Origin of the sequence: Kitasatospora sp. NPDC051853, from assembly GCF_044452665.1 — a bacterium.
Lineage (GTDB): Bacteria > Actinomycetota > Actinomycetes > Streptomycetales > Streptomycetaceae > Kitasatospora.
This window is the reverse complement of record NZ_JBITBY010000004.1, coordinates 138,924-158,474: the sequence shown is the minus strand read 5'-3', so window position 1 is coordinate 158,474 and position 19,551 is coordinate 138,924. Positions and strand designations below refer to the sequence as shown.

The window sequence follows — 19,551 nt, the reverse complement described above, 5'->3', positions numbered from 1 at the left end:
CCTGGAGATCGGTCCGCCGCACCGTCACACCGTGCTCGCGGCCCTGCTGGTGGCCCGGGAGTGCGGGCTCGGCACCCCCGAACTGGTCGACCTGGTCTGGGGCGAGCGACCGCCGTCCACCGCGGTGAACCAACTGCACCGCCACGTCGGGCAGTTGCGCCGTCTCCTGGAGCCCGGGCTGCCGCCGCGCGCGGCCGGGTCCTGGCTGCTCCCCGTCCCGTCCGGGTACCGGCTCGACACCTCGGGCGCCCGGGACGACCTCGCACTCTTCGACGAACTGCTGGCGCGCGGGCGGGACGGCGGGCCCGGGGCCGCCGGCGGTTGGCGCGAACTCGCGGAGCTGGTCCGGCGGCCGCTGCTGGCCGGCCTGGACCGGGAGGCCCTGGCCCGGCCGCACTTCGCGGCGGTGGAGCGGGCCCGGATCGCCGCCGCGACGGAGGCGATGACGGCCGCCGACGAGGCCGGGGACGCCGATGCCGTGCTGGCCGCCGCGTTCGACGTGGCCCGGAGCGCACCCTTCGACGAACCCCTGCACGCCGCGGTGGTCCGCGGACTGGCCTCGGTCGGCCGCCGGGCCGAGGCACTGGCCCTGTTCGAGGAGGTGCGCCGACGGCTGGCCGAGGAGTTGGGCGTCGGCCCGTCCGCCGTCCTGGGGGACGCCCACCTGGCGGCGCTGCGCGAGCCGGAGGCCCCCGCCCGCGTCCGGCCCGCCCGTGCCGAGCCCACCGCGCCGGCGGCCGCCGGCGCACCGGACAACCTCCCGCTGCCCGTACCCGGTTTCACCGAACGCCCGGAGCTGGCCGACGCGTTGGCGCAGACGCTGGCCCGGGTGGCCGGCCCGTCGGCGACCGTGGTGATCACCGCGGTGGCCGGCATGGGCGGCGTCGGCAAGACCGCGCTGGCCGTGCACTGGGCCCGCCAGGTCGCCGAGCGGTTCCCCGACGGGCGCCTCTACCTCAACCTGCGCGGCTTCGACCCGGGCAGCCCTCCACTGGACCCGGCCGAGGCACTGGCCGTCCTGCTGGTCGCGCTCGGCGAGCCCGCCGGGGAGGGCCGCGACGAGGACCTCGCGATGCGGGCCGCGCGCTTCCGCGCGGTGGTCGCCGGACGGCGGCTGCTGCTGGTCCTCGACAACGCACGCGACGCCGACCAGGTGCGCTGGCTGCTCCCCGGCACCCCCGGCTGCCTGGTGCTGGTGACCAGCCGCAACCGGATGAGCTCGCTCGTCGTCCACGACGGCGCCCTGGCCGTCCCGGTCGACCGGCTCACCACGGCACAGGCCCGCGAACTGCTGGCCGCCCGGCTCGGACCGGAGCGGCTGGCAGCCGAACCCGCTGCGGTCGAGATCGTCCTGGCGGCCTGCGGCGGACTGCCCCTGGCCGTCTCCATAGCCGCGGCCCGGGTGGTGCTCAGCCCCGGGCTGACGCTGGCCGGGGTGGCCGCCGAACTCGCCCCGGGCGCCGACCGGCTGTCCGTGCTCGGACTCGACGACCCCGACACCGACCTGCGGGCCGTCTTCGCCTGGTCCTACCAGGCGCTGGGCCCGGACGCCGCCCGCCTGTTCCGCCTGCTCGCCCTGCACCCCGGCAGCGAGATCTCGCTCGCCTCGGCCGCCAGCGCCGCGGCCCTGTCCGTCGACCGCACGCGTGCGCTGGCCCGGGCACTGTGCGAGGCGAACATGCTCACCGAGCACTCCCACGACCGCTACTCCCTCCACGACCTGCTGCGCGCCTACGCCGCCGGCCTGCCGGCCGAGCCCGGGGACGACCGCTCCGCCGCCCTGGGGCGGCTGCTCGACCACTACGCGCACTCCGCCGCCGCCGCGAACGACGCGGTCTCCACCCGCCGCGAGGAGGTCACCCTGGAGCCGGCCCTGCCGGGCACCGTGGTCCTCGCCTTCGACGACCGGGCGGCCGGCACCGCCTGGTACGGGGCCGAGTACCGCAGCATCCTGGCCCTGCTCCGCTCGGCCGCCGGTGAGGAGCACCTGCGCCGGATCTGGAGCCTGGCCTTCACCGGACATCTGTACACCTCCCAGCAGGGCTGGGCACAGGACGAGATCGAGATCCTCCGCATCGCGCTCGGCGGACCGGCCCTGGTCGGCCCGCCCGACGAGGTCGTCCGGGCCCGCCTCTCGCTGGCCCGCTCCTACGCCCTGAGCGGCCGCCACGCCGAGGCCGACGCTCAACTGCAGCCGCTCCTCGACCAGTTGTCCGCCTTCTCGGCCACCATGCGGGCGGCCGTCGAGCGCAGTACCGGCTGGGTCCGCGGCCGCCAGGGCCGCCACCGCGAGGCGCTGCTGCACTCCCGGCGGGCACTGGCCCTGTTCCGGGCCCTCGGTGACGACGAGGCGACCCGCAACAAGGTCGCCCGGGAGCTCAACGCCGTCGGCTGGTACCACGCACTGCTGGGCGAGCACGAGGAGGCGATCCGGCACTGCGAGCAGGCCCTGCCGATCCTCCGGGCCAACGGCAACCGCCGTAGCGAGGCGGCCACCTGGGACAGCATCGGCTACGCCCACCACCACCTGGGCCGCCACCGGCGGGCCCTGGAGTGCTACGAGCGGGCCCTCGACGGCTACGTCGACGCCGCGGACGAGTACAACCAGGCCGAGGTCCTGGACCACCTGGCCGACACCCTGCTCGTGCTCGGCCTGCACGACCGGGCCCGTGCCGCCTGGCACCGCGCCGCCGACCTGCTCACCGCCCTGGGCCACGCGGACGCCGCCGCCCTGTACACCAAGGCGGCGGCCGTCCCGGACTGACGTACCGTCAACTCCCGCGAGTTACGCGGCTTCCAGTGATCAGAGCGTGCGGCGCACGCCCGCGTGGCGCTCCAGGTTGCGCAGCTGCACCGCGAGATCGCCCTCGACGGCGGTGTGGGCGGGACCGCTGCGGCCGATGGGCAGGACCTCCTCGCTGCGCATGTCCTCCAGCATCAGGGCGTAGGCCGCGTAGGCCGAGACCAGGGCCACGGCCAGGCCGAGGACCCCGGACACCCGCGTCAGCCACTCGGCGCCGGTGAGACCCGCCGCGCCGGTGGCGGCCCAGCGCGGCAGGGAGACCACCAGCACCAGCCAGAGCGCGCGCTTGGGCCCCGTCACGGCCGCCATCAACGCCCCGAAGCACAGGAACGCGAGGTTGAAGACGCCGAGCACGCGCAGCCCGTCGGCCGCGCCGCTGTACAGGACCAGCGCGTACGCCAGCCAACTGCCGGCGAAGACTCCCATCAGGGTCGCCGCGATCACGTCGCGGGCCCCGAACGCCAGGTGACTGACCAGGAGTTGCAGTGCGAAGGCGGGCAGCACGCACAGGGCGACCGCCCGGCGGGCCTCGTCGTCGAGGATCCCGAGCTGGAGGCAGGCCGTCATCGCGGAGGCGATGGCCACGGTGAAGAAGCCCAGCGGCATGGGCGAGGCGACGGGGCGGAGGTTGATCCGGGTCATCGACCGGAGGTCCGGCTCGTGGCGGCGGGCGGGCGGGGCCGCGCCGTCCGGGCCCTCGGGGGAGGTGGTGCTCACGGGGTCCATCAGGCCTGCACCAGCGGGGTGTCCACCAGGTGCTCGGCCAGGAACCAGACCTGCGCCTCGCCGGTGCGGATGACCTCGGAGACCAGCAGGTCGGTGCTGCCCTCGTCGCCCTCCGCGGCGATCCGGGCGGCGGCGTCCCGGGCGTCGACCAGGATCCGCTCGTGCGCGTCGAGGAGCCTGGAGAGCATGACGGGGACCGGCTCCACGCCGTTCGGCGGCCGCGGAACGGCCGTCAGTTCCGCCACGTGGCGCGGGTCCCCGACCGCGACGCCGCCGAGGCTCTGGACCCGCTCGGCCAGGGAGTCGACGATGGCCAGCTGGGCCGCGGCGTGCTGGTCCAGCATCAGGTGGAGCGAGTGGAAGGTCGCCCCGCGCATCAGCCAGTGGTGCTTCTTGTAGAGGGAGTAGAGGATCTGCGTGTCGGCGAGCACCCGGTTCAGGCGCTGGCAGGCGTACAGCCGGGTGTCGTGGCCGAGGCCGATCGGCAGCTGCTTCAGCGTGCCGAACGCCTGGGTCTCGGGACCCTTCTGACGGAGCAGCGGCTGCCCTCCGCCGTACGCGGACGCGGTGGTGGTGTCCAAGTGAGTACTCCTGGGGGTGGGGGGACGGAAGGGGACCGGGGCCGCCACGCGGGGGTCTGCGGGCGGCGGCCCCGGGAGGTGACGGGTGCTCAGCGGCCGCCGGTGGTGGCGGTAGTGGCGGCGGAGGCGGGGGCGGTGTGCAGGACGAGCCGGGTGAGCAGGCCGCTGCCGAGACCGGCCGCGAGCACCACGGCGGCCCACCAGGTGGGGTACGGGGTGAGGCCGAGGGCCGCGTCGAGCGACCAGGCGCCGGGGCCGGTGGCGGCCAGGGCGGCCGCGACCCCGATCAGGACGAGCGGGTACTCGTACCCGTCGTTCTGCACCCAGAGGCCGTTGTGCCACTTCACGGTCAGGGCGACCGTCATGACCCCGATCGCCCCGGTCGCGGCGAGCGGGGTCAGCAGGCCGGCCGAGAGCAGCAGGCCGGACCCGATCTGCCCGCCGCCCGCCGCCAGCGCGGTGAGGACGCCGCCCCGGAAACCGTCGGCGCGGAACTCCGCCGCCCCGCCCTCCAACCCCCTGCCCCCGAGGTGCGGGCTGACCTTCTGCACGCCGTGCCCGGCGATCAGCAGCCCCGCGAGCAGACGGAGGATCAGAATGCCGGTGTCCAACGGGGTCAGCCCGCGGCGTGCGCGCCGATGACGGCCTGCGCGTACACGACGCCGAGGCCGTAGGCGCCGGCGTGAGCCTTGACGATCTCCATGACGGCGCCGTAGGTCTCCTGGCGCGCCCAGTCGCGCTGCAGCTCCAGCAGCACCTGCACCCAGGTCACCGGCACCGCGCCGGCGGCCACCATCCGCTGCAGGGCGTGCTCGTGGGCGGCGGGGCTGACACCGCCGGAGGCGTCGGAGACCACGTACACCTCGTACCCCTGGCCGAGCGCGGAGAGCGCGGGCAGCACCAGGCAGACCTCGGTCCACAGGCCCGACAGGACGATCTTCTTCCGCCCGGTCGCCTTGACCGCCGCCACCAGCGCCTCGTCCTCCCAGGCGTTCATGCTGGTCCGGTCGATGACCTCGTGGCCCGGGAAGACCTCGGCGAGCTGCGGCAGCAGCGGCCCGGAGAACGACTCGGCGGCGACCGTGGTGAGCACGACCGGCACGTCGAAGGCCCGGGCCGCCTTGGCGAGGCCCACCGTGCTGTTGACGATCGCGGCGCGGTCACCGCTGCCGGTGCCGAAGAACATCTGCGGCTGGTGGTCGACGAAGAGCATGACGGCGTTGTCGGGCGTGAGCAGGTCGGCGCTCGGGGCGGCGGTCACCTGGGCGATGTCGAACACGGGGGTCCTTTCGGAGCGGTCGGGGTCTGCCCCGCCGCCTCCGCGGCCGGGCAGAACCGAAACTACGACCGCCCCGACCTCCCGTTTTCTCCCCCCACGACCGGGACCTTGCACGACAGTGCACTACCACCGCCGCTGGGGAGGGGCTACTTCGCCGGCGGGACCACCGCGTTGGCGAGGCGGAGGATGTGGCGCATGTCGGCGCCGCGCGGGCTGGTCGGGTTGAACGAGTAGACCATGCGGCGCTGGAGGTCGCGGGTGGCGAAGACGCCGCTGGTCCAGCCGGGGCGGGAGCCGGTCTTGCCCCAGAGGGTGACCCCGTTGATCTCGGTGCGGACCAGGCCCTTGCTCATGCAGGCGCGCTGCTGGCCGGGGAGGCACTGCGGGTTGTTCACGTTGGGTACGTCGGGGACGGTGAAGAGCAGCTCCTGCTGGGCCGGGGGCAGCAGGCGGCCCTGGAAGAGGGCGGTGAAGAAGCGGTCCAGGTCGGGGGCGCTGGAGATCAGGCCGCCCTCGGCCCAGGGCCAGGGGCTCTGCTCGGTGACGTCCACCTGGTGGCTGGTGCCGTCCTGGTGGGGGACCGTCAGGTAGGCGTGGGCCGCCGGGCGGGCCAGCCGGGGGTCGTCGCGGTCGGGGACGGCGGTGTCGCGCAGGCGCAGGGGCTGGATGATCCGGTGCTTGACCTCGTGGGCGTAGGAGTGGCCGGTGACCTTCTCGATCAGCAGGCCGGCGACGAAGGTGTTGAAGCCGTTGTACTGCTGGCCGGTGCCCGGGGCGAAGACCATCTGCTGTCCGGCCAGGGTGGCGACCACCTGCTGGGGCGTCCAGCTGTCGAAGCGGTGGTCGACGAACCAGGCGGAGGTGCCGTCGCCCCAGGCGCCGCTGCTGCCGTGCGGCAGGCCCGAGGTGTGGTCGAGGAGCTGGCCGACCTTCACCGGCGGGTACTCGGCGGGCAGCAGGCCCGGCAGGTACTGCTGGACGGTGCCGTCCAGGTCCAGCCGCTGCTCGGCGGCCAGTTGGAGCACCACGGTGGCGGTGAACACCTTGGAGATCGACCCGATCCGGAACCGGCCCTCCGGGTCCGGCGCCCGGCCCGTCTCCTTGTCGCCGATGCCGCCCGAGGCCGCGAACTGCCCGGCGCTGCCCGTGACGCGCACCAGCACGCCGTTGACGTCGCCGCTCGGGTAACTGGCGACCGCCTCCCGGATCGCCGCCCGGTCGAGCGGCGGCAGGGCGGGGGCGGCGGTCACGCCGGCGGACGCGGCAGTGGCCGGGGCCGACGGGGAGGCGGCCAGGGCCGAGCCGCCCGTCCCCGCGACCACGGCGGCCAGGACGGCTCCGGCGACCGCGAGGTTGGTCCAACGTCGGCTGTTCGCAAGGGTGTTCACGCTTCGGTGCTCCAGGTTCGTCGTCGTTCGCTTCGTTCGGGAACGAGTCTCGCCGACCTGGGCCGCGCTGCCATCCGGGTCCGACCCTGACCGCACCCCGGCCCCGCGCCCTGACCCGCCGTCAGGGTCGGGGCCCGGACTGCGGCCAGCCGTGGGCGGCTCCGAGGTAGAGGTCGTCCAGGGTGACGGGCCCGTCGCCGGAGATCCGGTTCATGTAGGCGATCACCTGGCCGATCTGGGCGGCGTTCGGCGCGGTGCCCTCCGGGGTGCCGAAGAGGTCGCCGACGACGGTGGTGGCGCCCTGGACGGAGCCGCCGAGTTCGACCAGGCGGTGGACGGACCGGACATCGCCCGGGGCGAGGGTGGAGTGGTCGGCGACCAGGCCCATCGAGGCGATCACCCGGCGGAGTTGGGGGGCGTTCGGCGCGGTGCCCTCCGGGGTGCCGAGGGCACCGCCGAGCAGGGTGGCGGTGCCACCGGTGGTACCGCCGCCGAGTTCGACCAGGCGGTGGGCGGTCCGCAGGTCGGCCGGGGTCGGGACGGAGTGCTCGCCGAAGGCGGTGTGCACCAGCCGTACGGTACCGGCGAGTTGCTCCTTCTGCTCGGGGGTGGCGGTCGCCCGGCCGGCAGGCGGGGCGGTCGGCGGCAGGGCGCCGAGGATGTCGGCGGCCAGGCCGGGGTCCTCGTCGAAGCGCAGTTCGCCGGTGTGGTTCTCCGGGGTGAAGGCCAACTGGTGGTCGCCCGGGCGGTCGGCCTTGGTGGTGTCGGTGAGCGGGATGTCGACGGTGAAGGGCAGCACGCCGCTCTCCTTGACCGGGTCGCGCTTGCCGTCGAAGAGGGTCACCTCCACCTGGACCGCACCGGAGTAACGGGCCATCGGGTTGGGGTACTTGCCGTTGGAGACGATCTGGCCCGCGTCGCCGTGGGTGTCGCCCTCGCGCCAGATCCGCTGCGCCCCGCCGATGACGGCCGGGTTGTGGACGACGTCGCCGGGGATCTTGGCGCCGACCTGGGCCCGCAGGCCCGCGTTCTTCACCGACTGGTCGGAGTGGCCGACGCCGGTGGAGCTGGAGTTGGACGGGCTCGACTCGACGTCCGGGTCGTTCTGCTCGTGCTCCAGGGAGACGATCTTCATGCCGACCTCGACGCCCTTCCCGCCACCGAGCGTGAGCCGCGAGGTCGGGAGGGTCGCCGAGACGTCACCGCCCTGGGTCGCGCTGTTGAAGAGCGCCGAGAGCTGGCTGTGCGAGGTGACCGCGCCGACCACCGGCTCCATGCTCTGCCAGGTGGACTTGCCGAAGTACTCCGGCCCGCGCAGCCGCACCAGGTCCTGGACACCGCCGACGTCGCCGAGGAAGCGCAGCACGTCGCTGTCGCGCAGCCCGCTCTCCCAGACCCGCTCCGGGGGGATGCGGACCTCGGTCGGCGCGGGGGCCTCGGTCGGGAGGACCAGGGGCGGCTTCTCGGGGCGCGGCGCGTCGGCGGCGGGCTTCTCGGCAGTCGGCTTCTCGGCGGCCGGCTTCTCGGCGGCCGGCGGCACGGTCTCGCTCGTCTCGACGATGGTCTCGAAGCCGATCGTCGCGGTGCGCCGCTCGAAGGTGGAGGGGCCGAACAACGGCGTCCGGGTGATGGTGAACTGGAGCTCGGCCTCGCCCTGGTAGGCGCTGCCGGCCACCTTGGCCTTGGTGGCCGAGCCGGCCGAGGTGCTGGAGCTGTGGACCTCCGTGTGGTCCTGGCCCTTGCCGCCGGTGCCGGTCAGCCCGGCCGTCACCGAGACGGGCGACCCGGGCACCGGGGCGGAGCCCATCACGGCGAGCCGGCCCTGGTGGCTCCCGGCGTTGCCGGCCGAGTCCGTGACGGACTGCTGGACGTCCGTGCCGGTGTTGAACTCGGTCTTCCCGGAACCGCCCAGGTGGTCCATCTTGTCGCCGAGCACCGCGGTGACCCGGACGGTGGTGTTGCCGTGCCGCACGACGATCGCGTCCCCGGCGGTCATGCTCTTGAGGCGGGCCTGGAGACGGTCGGGGGTCAGCTCCTGGTCCAGCTTGCGGCGGATGCCGTCGCGGTCGCCGCCGAACGGGTCGGCCTTCAGCTTGGGCTGCGGGACCGGGGCGCCGGGCTTCTGCTTGGCCTTGGCCTCGACCTCGGACAGGATCGACTGACCGAGCGTCATGCCCTCGACCCGCGGCCGGCCGGCCGGCAGGTGGACGTCGGTGACGACCGCCGAGGAGTCCAGGCGCTTGCCGTTCACGTAGCCCTTGGGCTGCTTCGGCGGCTCGGTCTTCCCGTCCTCCTTCCCGTCCTCCTTCCCGTCCCCGGGACCCTCGACGTCCTTGGGGGGAACCGGCGGCGGCTTCGGGTCGGCGTCACGCATCGGGACGGCCACCCGGGCGGTGGTACCGACCGGCACGGTGACCGAGCCGTCGTCGAAGCCGAGCCGCTTGAACTCGACCTTGACGTCGTAGTCCACACCGACGTCGAAGAACGCGGCGGCCTCGGTGTGCTTGGCCCGGTTGGAGGTCGAGCCGACGGTCTCCACGCCGTGCGCGTAGGTGCGGTCCGTCCGGTGGCTGTAGCCGCCGGTGACGTCCACGACCGGGGTCTTCACCTTGAGCTGGCCGCCGTACTCGGTACGGGTGCGGTGGTCCTGGACGTTGCCCTGGCCGCGGGAGGTCCGGGTGCCCGACTCGAACTCGTAACTCCCCACCTCGGAGTGGTACTTGACGCCCCCCAGCTTGGCCGTGACGGTGATCTCGGCCTTCCAGGTGGCACCGGAGACCGTCTCGGTGATCTTCCCGCCCCGGGTGAGCTGGGAGAGCTGGGTCTTGAGGGCGACCCGGTCGAAGGCGTCGTCGATCCGCTGCCTGACCTCCTCGGTGGGCTCGCCGTGCTTCTTCCTGATCGCGCCCTCCACCTCGGCACGCACCTTGTCGGCGCCGCTCAGGGTGTGGACGACGTAGGAGGCGTTCAGCTCGTGCTGCTCGCTCATCCGGGCCGGCGGGGTGTGCTCCGTCCCCTTGTCCTCCGTCTCCTTGCCCTCGGTCTCCTTGTCCTCCGCCCCCTTGTCCTCCGTCTTCGGGGCCGGGCCCTCGGCCGGGGCGGTCGGGCGCGTGAAGGCGATCGAACCGTCCTCGCCGTCCGGGGTCGGCTTCTTGACGGTGTCCAGGGCGTCCATGCTGATCTCGACGTCGAGCGGGGCCGAGGGGTCGCCCGCGCGGCCGGGCGCCTCGCCGGGCTTGCCGAAGTGCACGTCGACGGTCAGCTTGGCACCGTAGATCACCTGCGGCGCCGCGTACTTGCCGTTGGCGTACACCCGGTCCGCGCGGCGGCCCTGGGCACCGACCCGGTCCCGCTGGTGGCCGGCGGCGGTGGCGAGCAGGTCGGCCGGGGGCGTGCTCTTCTTGGCGGCGAGGCCCAGGTGGCCGTCGGCGGCGGCGGTGCGCGACATCAGCCGGCGATCCGCCCCGAACGAACCCGTCTCGTTCACCGTGTTGAGCTCCGCCGCGGTGTCGTTGCGGCGGAAGGTCATCGACTCGACCTTGGCGGTGGCCGTGACCACCAGGTCCTTCTTCCCCGGGACCTTGATCTCCAGCGGCTCGCCCCGGGTCATGCCGGTCAGCTTGGCGGCGAGGTTGGGCTGGCTGAAGCCCTGCAGCACCTGGTCCCTGACGGCGTCCCAGTCGTCGCCGAACTCCGCCCGCCCCTTCTCGTCCACGGCCTTGCGCAGCGCGGCGGTGGTCTCCAGGTCGCGGACGACGACGGTCTCGCCGAGGCCGCCGTCCTCCTTCCAGACGGAGTCCGGCGGGGTGGCGACCTCCGTGGGCCGCGGCTCCGCGGGCTTGGCCGGATCGGTGGTGTCGGCCTCGTCCACCATGAGTTTGACGTCGGCCGAACCCGCCTGGTGCACGTCGGGCTTGCCGTTGAAGGTCATCGTGAAGTCGACGGTGCCGTCGTACCGGACGCCCGGCACCTTGGACTTGACGGTCAGTTGGGAGACCCGGTTGTTGCCCGAGATCTCGATCCGGTCCTGGCCGAGCCGGCCGGAGGCCACACCGTTGGCCAGGAGGGCACCGGGGTTCACGCCCAGCCCCAGCCCGAACTGCCCCGCGTTGCCGCGGTTCTCGGCGGTGCTGCGGACCTGCTGGACGGTGGTGCCGATGTTGAACTCGGTGGTCGTGGGGACCCCGGTCTGCTGCAGGCCGCCGAGCTTGGCACTGATCTCCACCGTGCCGAGCGGCCTGCCGTTCTTGTCGGTGAGCGTGACGGTGGTCGGCTCGCCGGCCGTCATGCCCTTCAAGTCCCTTTGGAGACGGGCGAAGTCGACCTCGGAGAGGACCTTGTCGCGCATCGCGGGCCAGTCCTTGCCGAACTCCTTCTCCCCCGCCTCCTGCACCTGGTCGAGCAGCGCCTCGACCGGCCGCCCGCCCTGGGGCCCGCCCTTCGGGGAGAGGTCCAGCACCACCTCCTGACCGCCGATCCGGCCGCCCTGCAGTCGCGGCGGCGCCGTCCGGAGATCCTTGTCGGCCAGCGCGTCGGGCACCTTGGGCACCGCGACGGTCACACCGAGGTCCACCGTGCTGGTGTCCTTGCCGGCTTCGGGGTGCACCGGCTTGCCGCCGTGGCGCAGGCCGCCGAAGTCGAGCTCCAGCTTCATCGTGGAGTCGTACATCTGGGCGTTCACGGAGGTCTTGGTCCGCGCCACCATGCCGCCGAGGTCGACCTTGACCCGGCTCTGGCCACGGTCGTGGAAGTAGCCGGCGAGCTGGGCGGGGTCGACGATACTGGTCGACTGGCGGGTCTGAATGCCGATGTTGAGCCCCAGTTGGGAGCTCTGGGTGCTGCCGAGGGAGACCGTGCGGTCGGCGCCGTTCTCGAACTCGATCTTCTGGGTCGACCCGGGCACCGACTTGGTGACGGCACCGCTCAGCTTGATGCTGCCGCTGAACCCGTCGCCCTCGAAGGGGACGGTCACCGTCTCGCCGCGGGAGAGCGCACTGACCATCGGACGCAGCGTCGCCGGGCTGAAGTGGGCGTCGGCGAAGGCCCGGACCACGGCGCGGTCACCCGGGACCGACTCGGTGAGGACGGCGATGACCTGGTCCCGGACGGCCTGCTCGTTCTTGTTGAGGCCGACCACCAGATCGTTTCCGGCGATCGGACGAGGGGCATCGGGGTCCTGCTTCGGCTGCTCGGACTTGTCCTCGGACGTCTCCTCAGACTTCTCCTCGGGCTTGTCCTCGGCGTCCTTCTCGGGCTTGTCCTCAGACTTCTCCTCGGCGTCCTTCTCAGGCTTGTCCTCAGACTTCTCCTCGGCGTCCTTCTCAGGCTTGTCCTCAGACTTCTCCTCGGGCTTGTCCTCGGCGTCCTTCTCGGGCTTGTCCTCGGGCAGGTCCTTGGGCTTCTCGTCGTCCTTCGGCTTGGTCTCGGACTCGGACTCGGCGGCGGGAGCAGGCTTCGAAGCAGCGGTGACGGGCTTCGGGGCGGCGGACTCGTGGCCTCCGGCGACCGGGGACGGTCCGCTGCCGTCGTAGTGGTTGCCCCGGTGATACACCGTCACCGGTTGGCCGGTGTTGGGGCCGAAGACGGCCAGGGGGACGCCGTCGTGGTTGACCACCCGTAGACGGAGGCCGAGTGCGTGGGCCGCGGCGGCCGGCAGCATCTCGCCCTGCGGCGTGCCCCAGCGGCTCGCCCACTGGTCCACCGTCTCGAGCAGACCGGCCCGCTCCTCCGGTGTCGGCGGCGGCGCGCTCTCGGTGATGTGCCCGACCACGATCTCCCGCAGGTCGGGGAGCGGCAGTTGCCCGTAGTCGTTGCGGACGTCCTCGGGGAGGTACGCGAGCAGGTCGTCCTTGGTCAGGTCGGGCCGACTGGGCAGCTGGCCGCGGTAGTTGGAGACGATCTCCAGCGGCCAGGCCTGCGGGGCCAGCCCGTCGAAGTGGTCACGGACCCGGGACTTCAGCTGCTGCGCGGAGCTGCCCTGCGCCGCCGGCGGACCACCCGTCAGGTCGGGCGCGCTCACGACGAGCGAGCGCAGCAGGCAGAGGCCGTCCCCGTACACCGCCACGCGTGGCCCGGGCGAGGGGAAGCCGGTGTCGGCGGCGGGGCGTTCGGGGGCGCGGCGTTCGGTGGCGGGGTCGTGGTCGGGGTCGGCGTGGGGTTCGGGGGTGACGGGCGAGCGGTCGGGGCCGAGGGGGATGGCGAAGACGCCGTTCTCGCCCTGGTGGAGGGGCTCGTTGCTGCGACGGCCGGTCTGGGCGTCGACGTAGGTGACGGTGCCCTTGTGGTTGACGGCGTTCCACGCGTGCGAGCGGCCGTCGGCGTCGACCGTGGTGATGGCGGCCGCGGAGCCGTGGCCGCTCTTGACGAGGGTCTGCTTCAACCGGTCGAAGGCGGCGGGGCCGTCGCCGAGGTCGGTGAAGCGGGCGCCGAGGTTGTTCTCGATGCGGTCGCGGCCGTTGCGCTCGCCGAGCGCGGAGGGGTTGCCGTCGGCGTCGGGGTCGGGGGTCCGCGCGGCGGCGGGGGTGGGGTTGCCGTGGTAGGTGTCGAGGAAGGCGAGGGTGGTGTCGACGCAGTTGTTGGTCCGGCCGGGGGCCTCGGGCCCGTCGCCGTTGATGGCGGCGATCCAGTCGCCCTTGTCGGAGCCGGGGTCGGGGTCGGGGTGGGGGTCGTCCCCGTCGCGCGGCGGCAGTGCCTGCTTGAGGCGTTCGAGGTCCTGACCGGTCGGCTCGGTCAGACCGCCCTCGCCACCCAGGGGGCGTCCGGCCGTGGCGGGCGGGCGGAGTGCCGGCGGGGCCTCGGGGGCGGGGGCACTGTCGGTGGGCGCAGTGTCGGTGGGCGCACTGTCGATCGGCGCGCTGTCGGGCGTGGAGTCGGTGGGCGGGGCGCCGCGTTCGGGGCGCGGGCGGGTCGGGTTGGCGGGGGTGGGCGCCGGGGGCGCGACCGGTTCGGCCTTGGGCCGGGTGGGCGGGGCGGCGGGCGCCGGCTGCGGGCCGGCGCCGCGGCGGCCGCCGTTGACGGGGCCCAACGCCACGGGGACGCCGGGGCCGTTCGACGTCTGGACCGGGCTGTCGGCGGACCGGGCGGGCGGGACCGACGGGGCGTCAGGGGTGGACGGGGCGGTGTCGTGGGACGGTGCCCGCACGGCGGCGGGGCCACCGCTCGCCAGACGGACTCCCTCGGGGTGCGGCGCACCCGCGGTGCTGCCGGTGGGGTGGCCGGGGTTCGGGGCGCCGTCGCCCCGCGGCGGGGCGGAGGAGGTCGGCGTGCTGGAACTCTCGTGCGGGGAGGGGCGGTTGTCCTGGGACGGGGTGGACTCGTGCGACGGGGTCGGCGCGGTCTCGGTCCGCGGTGCGGGGGCCTCGGCGCGCGGGGTCGGAGTCTCGACGTGCGGCGGTGCGGGGCTCTCGGCGCGCGGCGTCGGGGCCTCGGTCCGCGGTGCGGGGCTCTCGGTGTGCGCGGTCGGTACCGACGGGGTGGGGGTGGTGTCCGGGGCGCTGCGCTGGGCCGGCGGCTCGTAGGGGGCCAGGTGGGGCGCGGCGTCCGTGCGCGGGGTGGCGGAGGTGGGTCCCTGGTACGGGGCGGTCTCCGGGGTGGGGACGGTGGTGTCGTGGCTGGGGGCGGCGAAGGTGCGCGGGGCGTCGGGGTTGCGCGGCGTCGGGGTCTGGGGAGTGCCGCCGTCCGCCGCCGGTCCGCGCGAGGCGGGAGCGTCGAAGTCGCCGCCGCCACGGGTGTGGTGGCCGTCGCTGCCGATCGGGGAGAGCATCGACGGGTCGACGTCGGCGTCGTTCCCGTTGCTCCCGGGCTTGCCCGGGGTCGGCCCGTGGTCACCGGTCGAGCCACCGCTGTCGCTCGAACTCTCGCTTCCGGACGAGCTGTTGCCCGCACCCGCACCGGAACCCGAGTCGCCCGCAGTGCCGCCCCCGGAGCCGGCGCTGGCCGTGCCGCCCGTACCGCCCGCCCCCGGACCGTCGGTGCCGCCCCCGGTGAAGTCGGAGGCGTCCGGGATGTCCGAGGAGTTGAACTTGCCCTTGAGCGCGGAGGCACCCCGCATGATGGCCGGGCTGCCCGCGCCGCTCAGCGCGGAGCCACCGAGCTGACCCGCGTCGACCTCACCGGTGAGGGCGAACTGAGTGAACGCGTCAGCACCGACGTCGGTGATGGCGCCCTCGACCATCTGGGCCGGCAGCCGGTCCATGTTCTTGCCGATGAGCTTGTTGCCCGCCGCACCAAGTCCCTTGCCCAGCACACCACCCGCGGCGCCACCGATGGCACCACCGGCCGCGCTCATCCCCAACTCCTTGCCGTCCAACTCCTTGCGGTTACCCGCCGCGAGCTGGATCGACTGCGCCAGCAGGTTGATGGCGACCTCCTGGAAGGCCTCCTTCAACGCCAGGACGATGATCTCCTTCGCCAGCTTCTTCAGGATCTGCTGGACCGTCATCTTGCTGGCCTGGATCGCCACCGGGATCGCCGCCAACGACGCACCCGCCGTCACCGGCGCCGCCGCCTCCGCCGTGGCGATCTCGAAAGCCAGGATGCCCAACTGCGCCACGATCGAGATCTTCGCCGTCTCGGTCGAGTTGGCCATCGCCTCCAGACTGTCGGCCATCGAATTGCAGGCCTTGACCATGCCGGGGAAGAAACCGGGCTTGGAACCGTCCACCGGCAGGGTGAGCGTCTCCCACTTCTTCGCCAACTCGTCCATCGCCGCGCCCTGCTGACCGTCCAGCGCGCGCTTCATCGCCGAATCGGCGGCCCGCCCGCCCTCGTCCACGCTCTCGGCGGCCGACCGCCAACGACGCGCCATGTCCCGCATCAGGTCCTCGTCGCCCTCGGGCCAACGCGAACCGGCGAGCAGCATCAGGACCCACTGCAGGGGCTCCGGGAGTTCGACAGCCATCGTGGACCCGTACCCCTAAAAGACAGTTGACCGACAGAACAGCGCGCGAGCGCACGTCAATCAATCCGTCCCGCGTGACCACGGGGTACTGCCGAAGGGCAACACAGGCGACGAGCGGGTGAAGGGAATCGGAAAAGACCCGTCTCCGGGCCGCAGCACCTTGACAACCCCGAAAAGGGAAGAGTCGTTCGGGCAGCAGTACGCGTCCCGAGGGGCAACGGCACCGGAGACGGTCCGGGGGCGTCAGGCGGGTCAGTCGGGCCAGGCGGGTCAGGCGCGGCAGGTCCCGGTGGCCCAGTCGACGGTCGCGGTGGCCTGGGAGTACCGCCACTCGGGGGCCAGCAGGTCGCGGTCGAGCTGGGCGGCGGCGGTGCGGTCCTGGACGATGTAGCCGAAGTCCTGGAGCCAGGCGGGGTAGAGGTTCTTGGAGCCGATGTAGAAGGCCGAGTCGTCGACCGCGACCAGCTTGTGGTGCAGCGCGTACGGGCGGCCGTCGGCCCAGGTGGCGGTGGGGGCGGCACGGAAGGTGGCGAGCTGGAGGTTGCCGCACATCGTTGCGGTGGCGCGGGCCTGATCACCCGTCAGGCCGGTCAGCCGGGCCTTGAGGAGGTCGCTGATCTCGGCGAGCGACTTGATCTGCGAGTAGCCGCCGCTGCCGACGGCGCCGCGGTTGGCCGGGTCGCTGACCACGATCCGCACCTTGACGCCGGCCGCCAGCTTGGCCGCGAGCAGGTCGTAGAGGCGGGCGTCGTAGCGGGGCAGCGGCGGGCAGCTGGCGTTCACGTCCTGCTGGGAGATCTCGACGTGCCGCTGGGCGCTGCCGATGAGGGCGCGCAGGGCGTTCTCCTCGGGGTTGACCGTCTCGTAGTCGCGGTTGGCGTTGGTGTTGTCGGAGAGCGTGAGCGGGCCGCACTTGGCGTCCGCCGCTCCGCTCACCGGCGCGGGCCGGTACGCGGACCGGGGGTCCTTGTCCTTGATCCCGACGCCGAGGCCGCCGACGGCGATCACCGGGACGGTCCCGGTGGCGGATGCGACGGGGTTGAGCTCGCGCTCCATCGACGGGCGGCAGGCGCCGCCGTCGGAGGAGGCGAACCAGGCCATGTCGAAGACGCCGGTCCGGCTGCAGGTCCACTCCCAGAGGGTGTCCAGGTAGCGGGCGGCGGAGGTGGCGGCGGGGCCGGTCAGCGCGAGGTCGACGTCGGTGACGGGGTGGGCGGTGTCGAGGTAGTCGTTCTTCCAGCCGTTGATGCCACCGGCGATGACGGTGCGTCCGTCGACCACCAGGAGCTTGGAGTGGTTCCAGGAGAACGCGGTGCGCGAGGTGGTCATCGAGGCGATGTTGAGGCTGACCGACGAGGCCGCCGGGCCCAGCTTGGCGATCAGCTCGTCGCGGTAGCGGGAGGGCAGGACGTTGGCGTGGTAGACCGGCGCCGCACCGACCAGGATGCGCACCACCGGGCGGTGGCCGGCCGCGACCGAGGCCTTGAGGCCGGCCACCAGGGCGTCCTGGAAGCCCCCCTCGGGGAACGGCGCCAGGGTGGAGACGTCGACCGTGCGGGTGGCGGCGGCGACGTCGGCGGTCGTCTTCGCGAGCAGCGCGCGGGTACCGGGCCGGTCGGCACAGGTGGCGTCGCCCCAGCACCCGGGCGTCTGGAGCAGCCAGCCCGCCGGGTCCCCGGCCGTCCCGGCGAGGCTGTTGCCCTCGGTGCGCTGCCAGACGGTGCCCTCCAGCCCGGGCGACACCTCCCGCAGGACGCGCTCCACGGCGTCGAGGTGGGCGGTGCCCCCGGCCCCGCCGGAGTCGGCACTGGCGGGCACGGCCGGCACGACCGTCAGGAGGGCGGCGGAGGCGGTGGTGGCGAGGACGGTGCGCAGGGCGCGGCCGGGTCGGGACACGTGACGATCCTTCAGAACATGGCGGTTGGTGCGTGGTTCACCGCCGGGACGCCCTGACATTACTGACAAGTAATGTCCCACCGCGCCCGCCGTCCGACCCCCGCCGTTCAGCGGACCGGGGCCGTCGGCAGGTCGCGGCGGGACTTGAGGGGGCCGATCAGGAGGGTCAGCGGGGAGGCGGCCATCACGGCGGCGACCAGCCAGAGGGTGGGGCGCAGGCCGATGGTCTCGGCGAGGGTGCCGCCGAGGAGGCCGCCCAGGGGGATGGTGCCGAAGTTGAGGAACATCATGCCGGTGCTGACCCGGCCGAGCAGTGGGCGCGGGGTGTAGAGCTGGCGGAAGCTGCCGCGGATGACGTTGCTGACCACGGTGCCGAGGCCGATCAGCAGGCCGCCGGCGACGAGCAGGGAGAGCCGGGGGCCGGGGGCGGCGAGCGGGATGACCAGGGCGGCCGGGACGGTGGCGAAGAGGGCGGTCAGCAGGCCGCGGGCGGTGCCGAGGCGGGCGGCGATCCGGGTGGCCAGGGTCGCACCGATCACGCCGCCGACGCTGATGCCCATCAGGAGCAGGCCCACCAGGCCGGTGGGGAGGCGGAGTTCACGGATCAGGAAGACGACCAGGACGGCCTGGTAGGCGATGAAGGCCAGGTTGAAGAGGGCGCCGAAGAGGGCGAAGACCCGCAGGTACGGGTCGTGGGCGACGAAGCGCAGGCCCTCGCGGATGTCGCGGCCGAGGGTGGTGTTCTCCCGGCGCTCGACCGGTGCCTCCTTCGAGCGGATGGAGAGCAGGCAGACGGTGGAGACCACGAAGGTCGCGGCGTCGGCGAGCAGTCCGCCGAGGACGCCCAGGGCCTGGGTGATCGCCCCGGCCAGGCCGGGGCCGGCGACCTGGGCGAAGGCTTCGGAGCCCTGCATCCTGGCGTTGCCCGCGGCCAGTCGGTCGGCGGGCAGGAGCGAGGGCAGGTAGACCTGGTAGGCGGCCTGGAAGAAGACGCCGGCCGTGCCCAGCAGCAGTGCGGTGACGGCGAGTTGGGTGAAGGAGAGCACGCCCAGCCAGGAGCCGGCCGGGACGCTGACGAGCAGGAGGACCGACAGCAGGTTGCAGCCGGCCATCAGGGGGCGCCGGGGCATCCGGTCCACCCAGGCGCCGGCGGGCAGGCCGACCAGGAGCCAGGGCAGCCAGGTCATCGCGGTGAGCACGCCGACCTGGAAGGCGGAGGCGTCGAGCACGGTGACGGCGGCGAGCGGCACGGCCACGCCGCTGATGCCGCTGCCGATCCTGCTGGCGGTCTCGCCGAACCAGAACAGGCGGAAGTCGCGTGCGGCGTGCGGGAGGTGCGGCGGGGCGGGGGCGAGGGAGGCGGGGGTGGAGGTGGTGGTCACGGCTGGGCCGGCATTCCGTAGGAGAAGACCAGGACCGACTGGCGCTCGCGCCCGTCGTCCGGGATCTCCCGTGTCCCCCACTTGAGTTGGACCGCGATGATCTCCCGCGCCATCTCCTCCAGCTCCTCCGGGGTGAGCATCAGCCAGCGGTCGGCGACGAAGGAGGTGTCCACCCACTCCTCGGACTGCTCGCCGAGCAGCCACTCGCGCGCGGCGGCGGTGTGCCGGTCCAGCAGCATCGACTGGACGGTCTGGGAGACGAGCGCGGCGGCCGGGTCGGAGGCGAAGTCGCTGCGGTTCCAGGAGAGGTTCTCCGAGGAGCGGCGCCACCAGCGTTCGCGCTTGTCGCGGGCGAGTTCGGGGGCCTCCTCGATGATCCCGGCGGCGCCCAGCACCCGCAGGTGGTGGCTGACGTTGCCGACGGCCTGGCCGGTGCGCTCGGCGAGCGTGCTGGCGGTGGCGGGGCCGTAGGCCCGGAGGATGTCCGCGAGGCGGCGGCGGAGGGGGTGGGCCAGGGCGGAGAGGCGTTCGGAGTTCTTGATCTGATCCTCTGTCATACGGCGATCCTGGCATGCACAAGAGGTGTTGTGCAACACC

The 19,551-nt window shown here is 73.6% G+C and carries 10 protein-coding genes; 1 reads left to right on the top strand and 9 read right to left on the bottom strand.

Features of this window, described 5'->3' with window-relative positions; translation table 11 throughout:
• Positions 1-31 precede the first annotated feature (31 nt).
• Complete coding sequence (locus tag ACIA8O_RS12955) at positions 32-2,764, top strand: ATP-binding protein (protein WP_396293744.1); 2,733 nt, start codon at positions 32-34, stop codon at positions 2,762-2,764.
• Positions 2,765-2,803: 39 nt separating this feature from the next.
• Here ACIA8O_RS12955 and ACIA8O_RS12950 read toward each other — a convergent pair whose 3' ends face one another.
• The 9 genes from ACIA8O_RS12950 to ACIA8O_RS12910 form a co-directional block, all read right to left on the bottom strand.
• On the bottom strand, positions 2,804-3,445 hold the full coding sequence (locus ACIA8O_RS12950) for a GPR1/FUN34/YaaH family transporter (RefSeq protein WP_396294249.1): 642 nt from the start codon (positions 3,443-3,445) through the stop codon (positions 2,804-2,806).
• Positions 3,446-3,528: 83 nt separating this feature from the next.
• Entirely contained in the window at positions 3,529-4,110 is a 582-nt protein-coding gene (locus tag ACIA8O_RS12945) for a Dps family protein (protein ID WP_396293742.1), read from the bottom strand.
• Between the two features lie 89 nt (positions 4,111-4,199).
• Complete coding sequence (locus ACIA8O_RS12940) at positions 4,200-4,721, bottom strand: DoxX family protein (RefSeq protein WP_396293741.1); 522 nt, start codon at positions 4,719-4,721, stop codon at positions 4,200-4,202.
• Between the two features lie 5 nt (positions 4,722-4,726).
• Positions 4,727-5,389 carry a hydrolase gene (locus tag ACIA8O_RS12935; RefSeq protein ID WP_396293740.1) on the bottom strand — a complete coding sequence of 221 codons (663 nt, stop codon included), beginning with the start codon at positions 5,387-5,389 and terminating at the stop codon, positions 4,727-4,729.
• Between the two features lie 146 nt (positions 5,390-5,535).
• Positions 5,536-6,777 carry a serine hydrolase domain-containing protein gene (locus tag ACIA8O_RS12930; protein ID WP_396293739.1) on the bottom strand — a complete coding sequence of 414 codons (1,242 nt, stop codon included), beginning with the start codon at positions 6,775-6,777 and terminating at the stop codon, positions 5,536-5,538.
• 121 nt (positions 6,778-6,898) lie between these two features.
• Positions 6,899-15,676: a toxin glutamine deamidase domain-containing protein gene (locus ACIA8O_RS12925; RefSeq protein WP_396293738.1), complete on the bottom strand. Its 8,778-nt coding sequence runs from the start codon at positions 15,674-15,676 to the stop codon at positions 6,899-6,901.
• Between the two features lie 270 nt (positions 15,677-15,946).
• Positions 15,947-17,572, bottom strand: a complete 1,626-nt coding sequence (locus ACIA8O_RS12920) for a phospholipase D-like domain-containing protein (RefSeq protein WP_396293737.1) — start codon at positions 17,570-17,572, stop codon at positions 15,947-15,949.
• Positions 17,573-17,679: 107 nt separating this feature from the next.
• The gene (locus ACIA8O_RS12915) at positions 17,680-18,954 is read right to left on the bottom strand and encodes an MFS transporter (RefSeq protein WP_396293736.1); all 1,275 of its coding nucleotides are present in this window, start codon (positions 18,952-18,954) and stop codon (positions 17,680-17,682) included.
• A complete protein-coding gene (locus ACIA8O_RS12910; RefSeq protein ID WP_396293735.1) occupies positions 18,951-19,511 on the bottom strand; it encodes an ArsR/SmtB family transcription factor in 561 nt (186 codons plus the stop codon). Before ACIA8O_RS12910 ends, ACIA8O_RS12915 begins: the two co-directional genes overlap by 4 nt.
• Positions 19,512-19,551: the final 40 nt, after the last annotated feature.

Excerpts from the sequence above, each read along its gene's own strand:
- ACIA8O_RS12950 (WP_396294249.1), bottom strand. The coding sequence starts at position 3,445 with ATGACCCGGATCAACCTCCGCCCCGTCGCCTCGCCCATGCCGCTGGGC.
- ACIA8O_RS12910 (WP_396293735.1), bottom strand. The coding sequence starts at position 19,511 with ATGACAGAGGATCAGATCAAGAACTCCGAACGCCTCTCCGCCCTGGCC.
- ACIA8O_RS12925 (WP_396293738.1), bottom strand. The coding sequence starts at position 15,676 with ATGGCTGTCGAACTCCCGGAGCCCCTGCAGTGGGTCCTGATGCTGCTC.